Source organism: Treponema sp. R6D11, assembly GCF_054786075.1.
This window is the reverse complement of sequence record NZ_BDHD01000080.1, coordinates 1-8,607: the sequence shown is the minus strand read 5'-3', so window position 1 is coordinate 8,607 and position 8,607 is coordinate 1. Positions and strand designations below refer to the sequence as shown.

At 42.2% G+C, this 8,607-nt stretch carries 11 protein-coding genes; 5 read left to right on the top strand and 6 right to left on the bottom strand.

From position 1 onward, the window contains the following. The 5 genes from ACYVTD_RS08045 to ACYVTD_RS08025 all read left to right on the top strand — a co-directional run. Nucleotides 1-473 (top strand): glutamate ligase domain-containing protein (locus ACYVTD_RS08045; protein ID WP_461247258.1); only part of this gene is annotated, 473 nt, incomplete at its 5' end. Nucleotides 474-483: 10 nt separating this feature from the next. Continuing rightward, a complete protein-coding gene (locus tag ACYVTD_RS08040; RefSeq protein ID WP_461247257.1) occupies nucleotides 484-1,671 on the top strand; it encodes a phosphoglycerate kinase in 1,188 nt (395 codons plus the stop codon). A 1-nt stretch (nucleotide 1,672) separates the two neighbouring features. Beyond that, a complete protein-coding gene (gene tpiA, locus ACYVTD_RS08035; protein ID WP_461247256.1) occupies nucleotides 1,673-2,428 on the top strand; it encodes a triose-phosphate isomerase in 756 nt (251 codons plus the stop codon). Further along, nucleotides 2,422-3,918: a 2,3-bisphosphoglycerate-independent phosphoglycerate mutase gene (gene gpmI, locus ACYVTD_RS08030; RefSeq protein WP_461247255.1), complete on the top strand. Its 1,497-nt coding sequence runs from the start codon at nucleotides 2,422-2,424 to the stop codon at nucleotides 3,916-3,918. The genes tpiA and gpmI overlap by 7 nt, the downstream gene beginning before the upstream one ends. A 190-nt stretch (nucleotides 3,919-4,108) precedes the next feature. After that, nucleotides 4,109-4,552, top strand: coding sequence for a hypothetical protein (locus ACYVTD_RS08025; RefSeq protein ID WP_461247254.1), 444 nt, complete (start codon nucleotides 4,109-4,111; stop codon nucleotides 4,550-4,552). Nucleotides 4,553-4,592: 40 nt separating this feature from the next. Here ACYVTD_RS08025 and ACYVTD_RS08020 read toward each other — a convergent pair whose 3' ends face one another. The 6 genes from ACYVTD_RS08020 to ACYVTD_RS07995 form a co-directional block, all read right to left on the bottom strand. After that, a complete protein-coding gene (locus ACYVTD_RS08020) occupies nucleotides 4,593-5,276 on the bottom strand; it encodes a hypothetical protein (protein WP_461247253.1) in 684 nt (227 codons plus the stop codon). Nucleotides 5,277-5,367: 91 nt separating this feature from the next. Next, entirely contained in the window at nucleotides 5,368-6,300 is a 933-nt protein-coding gene (locus ACYVTD_RS08015; protein ID WP_461247252.1) for a thiamine pyrophosphate-dependent enzyme, read from the bottom strand. Then, on the bottom strand, nucleotides 6,300-7,481 hold the full coding sequence (locus ACYVTD_RS08010) for a hypothetical protein (protein ID WP_461247251.1): 1,182 nt from the start codon (nucleotides 7,479-7,481) through the stop codon (nucleotides 6,300-6,302). The genes ACYVTD_RS08015 and ACYVTD_RS08010 overlap by 1 nt, the downstream gene beginning before the upstream one ends. Further along, nucleotides 7,481-7,780, bottom strand: coding sequence for a 4Fe-4S binding protein (locus ACYVTD_RS08005; RefSeq protein ID WP_461247250.1), 300 nt, complete (start codon nucleotides 7,778-7,780; stop codon nucleotides 7,481-7,483). Before ACYVTD_RS08005 ends, ACYVTD_RS08010 begins: the two co-directional genes overlap by 1 nt. Beyond that, entirely contained in the window at nucleotides 7,777-8,319 is a 543-nt protein-coding gene (locus ACYVTD_RS08000) for a 2-oxoacid:acceptor oxidoreductase family protein (RefSeq protein ID WP_461247249.1), read from the bottom strand. The genes ACYVTD_RS08005 and ACYVTD_RS08000 overlap by 4 nt, the downstream gene beginning before the upstream one ends. Further along, complete coding sequence (locus tag ACYVTD_RS07995) at nucleotides 8,208-8,573, bottom strand: hypothetical protein (RefSeq protein ID WP_461247259.1); 366 nt, start codon at nucleotides 8,571-8,573, stop codon at nucleotides 8,208-8,210. The genes ACYVTD_RS08000 and ACYVTD_RS07995 overlap by 112 nt, the downstream gene beginning before the upstream one ends. Nucleotides 8,574-8,607 lie beyond the last annotated feature (34 nt).

The following is an 8,607-nucleotide window of genomic DNA, read 5'->3' as shown; positions in this document are numbered from 1 at the left end:
CTATAGAGGTTTTGCAGGGGATAGGAATTAAAGAAGAGCAGATTAAAAGAGGGATTAAAAACGCGTATTTATCATATAGGTTTACAACTTTTCCGCAACATGATGGCGTCGTCGTAATGGATGCGGCGCACAATCCTGCGGGGTTTGAATCTTTAAAAGAAAACATGGAAATATATTTTCCTGACCAAAAAGCGGATTTTATAATTGGCATGATGAAGGACAAGGATGTAGAATCTTGCATAAAAATTATTGCTGAGCTTGCAAATAAGATTTTTGTTATACAATCGAGCGCCGAGCGAGCTATGCCTGCAACAGAACTTTTAGAGATTGCAGGGAAATACGTTAAAAATGTTGAAATAATAAGAGGGGATGACGAGGAGTTTGATACAGGAGACCTTGTTGTTTTAACCGGAAGCTTTGCTAACTTTCCGCCCCTTTCAAATGCTGAGATTTCGAAATATACTGTTAAATAAAGGAGAAATCATGAAAAAGACTATTAAGGACATTGATGTTGCTGGGAAAAAAGTATTGCTTCGATGCGATTTGAATGTGCCGCTGGATGCTGACAAAAACATAACGGATGCGTCGCGCATTGACAAGGCGTTGCCGACTATCGAATACCTTTTGAAAAAGAAGGCGAAGGTTATTTTGATGTCGCACTTGGGTCGCCCGAAAGGGGAGGTCAAACCGGAGTTTAGTTTGGAACCGGTTGCGAGATATTTTGTTGATGAACTAAAATTGCCTTTAAATTTTTCGAAGGATATTATCGGGCTTGATACAAAACAAAAGGCTTCCGAGCTAAAAGACGGCGAGATACTATTGTTGGAAAACCTGCGCTTTGATGCACGTGAGACAGCTAACGACCCGGGGTTTGCAAGCAGCCTTGCCAACTTAGGCGATATATATGTCAACGATGCTTTTGGAACAGCGCATCGCGCGCATGCTTCAACGGAGGGCGTAACCAAATATTTGCCGAGCGTAAGCGGGTTTTTGATGGGCAAAGAAATTGAAATGTTATCCAAAGCAGTTCTAAAACCTAAGCATCCTTATGTTGCGATTATGGGCGGTGCGAAAGTGAGCGATAAAATCCCGCTAATCGAAAATTTGCTTAACGTTGCGGATAAAATTATAATTGGCGGCGGGATGTCATTCACGTTTATTAAAGCGCTTGGTGGAAATGTCGGCAAATCGCTCGTTGAAGAGGATCAACTTGATTTATCTTTGGATATTTTGAAGAAAGCGCAAGAAAAAGGCGTTAAAATTATATTGCCTATTGATGTTATCGCTGGCGATGAATTTTCGAACGACGCGCGGTTAGAAGAGTTCCCGATAAGCAACATCGAACTTCCGTTTATGGGCATGGACATTGGGAGCAAGACGATTGCTAGATTCGAAGAAGAGCTAAAAGACGCGAAGACGGTTGTTTGGAACGGACCGATGGGTGTGTTTGAGTTTTCTAATTTTGCTAATGGAACAAATGCTATAGCGAAATTTTTGAGCGGTTTAAAGGCGATTACAATTGTCGGCGGCGGGGATTCTGCTAGTGCGATTAAAAAGCTAGGTTTGATTGATAAATTCACTCATATTTCAACTGGTGGCGGGGCGAGCTTAGAATTTATTGAGGGCAAAAAACTTCCGGGCGTTGAGGCGCTGATGGATAAGGAGAATTAAAATGGTTGTTATTGCAGCGAATTGGAAAATGAACAAGACTATTCCTGAGACGATCGAATTTGCAAAGGAATTTAAAAAAATATATAGTGAAAAAGAAGGAGTAAAAGCGGTTATTTGTGCGCCGTTTACTTCTATTTATGCTCTTTCGAAAGAGCTTGAGGGGACATCTATTGGCGTTGGTGCAGAGAATTTATATTTCGAAACTGCTGGGGCTTTCACGGGCGAGGTTTCGGCTGATATGCTAAAATCCGCTGGTGCGGAGTACGTTTTGATAGGTCATAGTGAGCGTAGAGAGATATTTGGCGAGACAAATGAGATGATAAAGAAGAAACTTTTGAGGGCTTTGGAAGACGGGTTAAAACCTATTTTATGTTGTGGCGAGACTTTGCAAGAGCGCGAGGGCGGCATGCTAGATGCGAAGATTACAAGGCAAATCGAGTCTGCTTTTGATGGAGTTTCACTTGATGATGCCAGCAAAGTTATTATAGCATACGAACCAATTTGGGCAATCGGCACGGGAGTAGTCGCAACACCCGACGATGCAGACGAAGCCTGCGGGTTGGTTAGAAGCGTGATAGATAGGCTTTACGGCGAGGATGTTGCGGCTAATATTGTTATACAATATGGAGGGTCTATGAATGGTGGGAACGCTGCTGAATTATTGGCGAAGAAAAATATAAACGGTGGGTTAATCGGCGGCGCGAGCCTCGTGCCGGAAAAATTTTTAGAGCTATTTGCGGGGGTCCCTAATTGTTAACTTTAATCATTTTAGATGGTTATGGATTGTCTGAAAAATATGATGGCAATGCGATTGCGCATGCTAAGAAGCCGAATCTAGACAAAATTTTTGCTGAGAATCCTTATTGCGAGCTTCAAGCTTCTGGTCTTTCGGTTGGGCTACCTGACGGACAAATGGGCAACAGTGAAGTCGGGCATATGAACATGGGTGGCGGTAGGGTCGTATATCAAGACTTAACTCTAATTTCAAATGCTATCAACACAGGCGATTTTTTCAAAAACAAAGTTTTCTTAGATGCGGTCGAGCATGTTAAGAGAACAGGCGGGGCATTGCATTTAATTGGGCTTTTATCCGATGGCGGCGTGCATTCGCATAATACGCATTTATACGCGTTGTTAAAATTGGCTAAGCAAGAGGGCTTGGGAAAAGTATATGTGCACGCCATTTGTGATGGCAGGGATGTCCCTCCTAAGACTGTTTTGACATACATAAAAGAGCTAGAAGATAAGATGGCAGAGATTGGCATTGGAGAAATTGCGACAGTCGCCGGAAGGTATTATACAATGGATAGAGACGTCCATTGGGATAGGGTCAAGCTGGGATATGACGCGGTTGCTTTTGCAGAAGGGAAAAACTATAAATCAGCAGAGGATTGCATAGAGGCGTCGTATGAGAATGATATCACAGACGAATTTATCATCCCGAGCGTTATAGGCGATTATCATGGTGTTATAGAGGACGACGCTATCATCAACTTTAATTATAGGAAAGATAGGGCTAGGCAAATCACTCGGTCGTTTATAGAAGATGGATTTGATGGGTTCAAAACGCTCTATTTCAAGCCCTATTATGTTGCTATGGCGGAGTATGATGCTACGTTTTCTTGTCCGGTTGCTTTTTATCCAACAGAATTTAAAAATAATATCACTGAATACTTAAGTCATCTTGGCAAAAGAATTTTCAAGATAGCCGAGACGGAAAAATATGCGCACGTGACTTTTTATTTTAACGGTGGTGTTGAAGAGCCGTATGATGGGGAAGAGCGGTTCCTAATTCCAAGCGAAAAAGTTGCAACTTTTGATTTGTCGCCAAACATGCGCGCGATAGACATTAAAAACAAAGCAATCGAGCTTATATCGTCAGGCAAATATGATTTTGGTGTGTTAAACTTTGCGAACTGCGACATGGTTGGGCATACTGGCAATTTCGATGCGACTATAAAAACTGTAGAGACTGTTGATGCTGCTGTGGGCGAGATAATTGAGGCTTGCAAGATAACGGGGGATGTTTGTATTATAACTGCTGATCATGGGAATGCGGATATTGAAATTTTTGATGATGGCAAGCCATGCACGTCGCATACGACTAATCCTGTTCCGTTTTGCATCGTGGGCAAGCAGGTTGAAATCAAGAAAAAAATGGGCAAGCTGGCTGACATTGCGCCAACGTGCCTAAAGCTTATGGGGCTTGAAATCCCGCCCGAGATGAGGGGCGAGAGTTTGATATAAAAATTTTTTTCTGCCTTATGAGTGAAAAATAAAGACGGATAAAGCAATTTTGCCTTATTTTTTTGTAGAAAAGTTCGAATTTTACAGAAAATTAACATAAAATGGCAAAAAACCTCTATTATTATTATTATTATTATGCTATAATTATATTATAGGTAAGTATTATAATTATAATATGAGGAGGTTTTTTATGAGAGAAGAAGTTAAAAAACGTATCGACGAAGTCTTTGCAAGAATAGAAAGTGAGCAAGAGGTGCTTAAATTTTTGCTTGATAATAATGCTGGCGAGAAATTAGTAGAAACACAAGCTCGCCTAATTTGCGACAGAGTAAGGCTTGGCGCGAGCGTTGAGTTAATATCAGATTATGCCGAACAAGCGGAAAAAGAAGAAACATCCAGGCTGGCTAGTGCAGGAAGTATTAAAAAGCTTGTCGCTGGCAGGGCAATATTGGGCGCGGTTAGAAAAGAAGCGGAGGATGCTGCGGCAGCTCGATGCGAAAGTGTATTGAGATTATTATCTAAAACTTTAGGAGACGCATCGAAAAAGTTTCCTGATAACACATCAATTTCTTATAATAAAGACAGCGTTTTAAAAGATTTTGGTAGAACAAACTTAGCGCATTCGGGGTTATAAAAAATTTAAAATATAACAAAAACCACCTTTTGAGGTGGTTTTATTTTTTTATTGGCGGTGTGTGATTTGGTGGAATGTCTGCTATTATTTTGTTGATGTAGTGTGTTGTTATTCCGGTGAGCTCTTTTATTGAATTTACGCTATGCTTATTTTGATGCAATCGTATTACGGTGTTAACCCTTTCCTCGCCTAATTTTGCCCAATATGACGGCTTCGTTGGAGCTGGGAGATTTTTTATAATTTGATGTATACGATAAATTGAGATGCCCGTGTTTTTCATTATTATATTTACTTTTTCGCCGTTCGAATATCGTTTCTTGACGTCTTCAATGCTTTCTTGGCTGAGTTCGGCGAAGTATGTTGGACTTGGCTCGCATTTGAAATCTTTTAAAATTTTGCGGATGTAATATTCGCTGGTGTTTTCTATGTATGCGATTTTTGGTACCGTCGTGCCGCTTTGGTATAGGTTTTTAATGCTGGACACTTTTTCATCTGGGAAAACGCGAGTCCAATTTTCTGGGCGATGTTTAGGAGGTCTCATCTTGCTTGTTATCTCTTTTACGATAGGAAAAGAAGCTTCGCACAGCAAATAAATATCGCGATCGGAATATCCTTCGCGGTGCATTGCTTGTATGTATTTTTTTTCTCGCTCGGGAAGCTTATTGATATTTTTGTATATCGTTCGCATAAATTTCTTCCCGCTAGGTTTTTTATCATCGTCCATATGTTAATTATACTACTTTTATATGCAAAAATCAATGATTTTTACACAACTTTAACATAATAAAAACCGCCTTAAAAGGCGGTTTTAGTTTTTATAAGCTGGCTAGTTTTTGCAATCTTTCCCAATCTTCATCGATTAGATTTTGGAAACTTTCAATCATCCACTCGTTTCCTGGCAAGAACATGTGCTTGAATCTGCCTTGCGGTTTTAGGAAAGCTTCGACAGGAAGTTTCTCTTTTGGCATATATGTTATGTTATATTTGCCTTCGATGACTTCGTATAACGGCCAGATGCAGGTGTCGACGGCGAGTTTTGTGATTTCCATGAGGTCTGGTGTGTTATATCTCCAACCGCGTGGGCAAGGAGCAAGAGTGTTGATGAATGCTGCGCCTTTTGTATAAATCGCTTTTTCAGCTTTTTCGGTTAGGTCTTTGAAATTGCCCATCGGCGCAGTTTGTGCGACATATGGAAGATTGTGATTAACCATGATTTTGGTTAGGTCTTTTTTCTTTTGCATTTTGCCTGGGATAACTTTGCCTGCAGGAGACGTAGTCGTATCTGCGAAAGTTGGCGTTGCTGATGAGCGTTGGATGCCGGTGTTCATATATGCGCCGTTATCATAGCAGACATAGACGATGTCGTGCCCGCGTTCCATTGCGCCGGAAAGGCTTTGCAAGCCAATATCGTATGTTCCGCCGTCACCGCCGAATGCGATGAATTTTGTTTCAGTTTGGTCTTTTCCTTTGCGTAATTTTGCTTTATATGCGGCTTCGACGCCGGAGATTGTCGCCCCTGCGTTTTCGAAAGCGGAATGGATGAAGCTGTCCTTCCATGCAGTGAATGGGTATAGGCAAGTTGAAACCTCTAGGCAACCAGTAGCTGCAGCTGCAACAACATGGTCTTCTGGTTTAACTGCGCGCAAGACAGCGTTTATAACGACGGGCGCGCCACAACCTGCGCACATTCTATGCCCGCCTGTTAATCTATTACCTCGTTTTACTGAATCTTTTAAATTATATGGCATTATTCGTCACCTCTCACGCCAAGATAGTTGTAGATCTTTTTGGCATCGCCGGTTTGTAAGATTTCTTGTAATCTTGCATAAACTTTTTCGATGTCGTCTGCTTTAACGTCTCTGCCGCCTAAGCCATAGATATAGCTGATGACTTTTGATTGAACGCCGTATGTGTATAACGCTGAAGTGGTGTCTAAAAATACGGGGCCGCCCGCTGCGTTGAACCCGTCGGCCTTGTCCATAACAGCTATCGCTTTAACGTTTTTGAGTGCGTTTGCGATTTCTGCGGCAGGAAATGGGCGGTACAGACGGATTTTTAATAGCCCTGCTTTAATGCCAGAATCGCGGAGTTTATCAACGACGGTTTTTGCTGTTCCGGCTGTTGAGTTTAGAACGACTATTGCTATTTCTGCATCATCTAATTTGTATTCCTCGAACAAGCCGTATGACCTGCCGGAAATTTTTTCGAACTCTTTTGCGACGTCCAATGTGATTTGTTTTACGTTTGCCATCGCTTCTGCTTGTTGGCGTTTGTGTTCAAAATAATGGACTGGCAAATCAAGCGGACCAACGGCGATAGGGTTTTTATCGTTTAATAAATAGTCTTTTGGTTCGTATTCTCCGACGAATTTTTTAACAGCGTCGTCGTCGATTAGTTCGATATTCTCAACCGCGTGTGATGTTATGAACCCATCAAAGCAATCCATTGCTGGAAGACCAGCTTTTTCAGCAATTTTTAGGGCTTGGATGAAGTTGTCGTATGCCTCTTGATTTGTTTCGCCATAGATTTGAATCCAGCCAGAATCGCGTGCACCCATTGTGTCTGAATGGTCGTTATTAATATTGATTGGTCCCGATAAAGCACGGTTAACTGCTGCCATAACAACTGGCAACCTTGAAGAAGCTGCGATGTATAACATTTCCCACATCAAAGCTAATCCGCAGCTTGATGTAGCCGTCATGGCCCTGCCACCTGCTGCTTGTGCGCCGATGCAGGCAGACATTGCTGAATGCTCGGATTCGACAGGAACAAACTCGGTATCAACTGCGCCGTTTGAAACGAAGCTGGCGAAATATTGAGGGATTTCTGTTGACGGAGTGATTGGGAAGGCTGCAACGACGTCTGGGTTGATTTGTTTCATCGCGACTGCGACCGCCTCGTTGCCTGATAATCTATCTCTTTTAGCCATTATTCCGCCTCCATTTCGATTGCGTTAAATGGGCAGGCTTTTGAGCATACGCCGCATCCTTTGCAATGGTCGTAATCAATTCCTAACATTTTTGCGTCTTTATCTGCGACCATTGAACTATCTGGGCAGACTGGGAAGCAAAGTGAGCATTGTTTGCATTTTTCTTCTAGCCAGATTGGCTTTTCTGTGCGCCAATCGCCTGTTTTGAAGTCTTGCGCATTTCCTGAGTCGTATATTATTCCGCCTGGTGTGATGTCTTTCCAGGTCGTGTTGAAATCGACGTTTGTTCTCTTGCTCATATAATTTCCTCCACTTCGTTAACGCTGCGCTTTAGGGCTTTCATGTTTCCCTCAATAACGCCTGGCTTGCTTGCAAATTTATGCTTGAATGACGTTTCCATCTCTAACAAGAAATTATCGACGTCCATGACGCCAGAGACTTTAACGACTGCGCCTAACATTGGTGTGTTAGGGAAGTATTTTCCTAATGCGTCTTCGCTTATTGTGCGCGCGTCGATTTTATAGACTCTGCCGCTATATTCTGCGAGTTTTGCTTTTATTTCATCGTTCGTTTTTTGCGAGTTGACTATTAACGCGCCGTTTGCTTTTAAGCCAGCAGTAACAGGGACAACATCTAATAGAGTATCGTCCACGACTGCAACAAAATCTGGTTCATAGATGTTGCTATGAATGTTAATCCTTTCGCTTGAAATGCGGTTATACGCGGTTATTGGTGCGCCCATGCGCTCAGGGCCGTATTCTGGGAACCCTTGAACGAATTTGCCTGTTGAAAAGCATGCGTCTGCCAATAATAAGCTAGCGGTTTTTGCGCTTGACATCGATATATATTGCCCGGGGTTAGCCTAGCAGCTGTCTTTTCGAAATCTCTCCAATGTCGGTCCGGTTCACAAACAAACACATCCGCGCCAAATTTTTCTTTCATATAAACGGCGTCATACCCGTTCCCTGAGCCGATTTCTAAAACCCTTTTTCCTTCCAATGAGCTCGCCATCTGCTTTAAATGCTCCGATTTGCAACCAGCAGATTGGGCATAATCCCACAAAGATGTCGCCGCGTAAAACTTTGGATCCATTAATCGCTCCCCCGAGAAATTTATTATATATTAT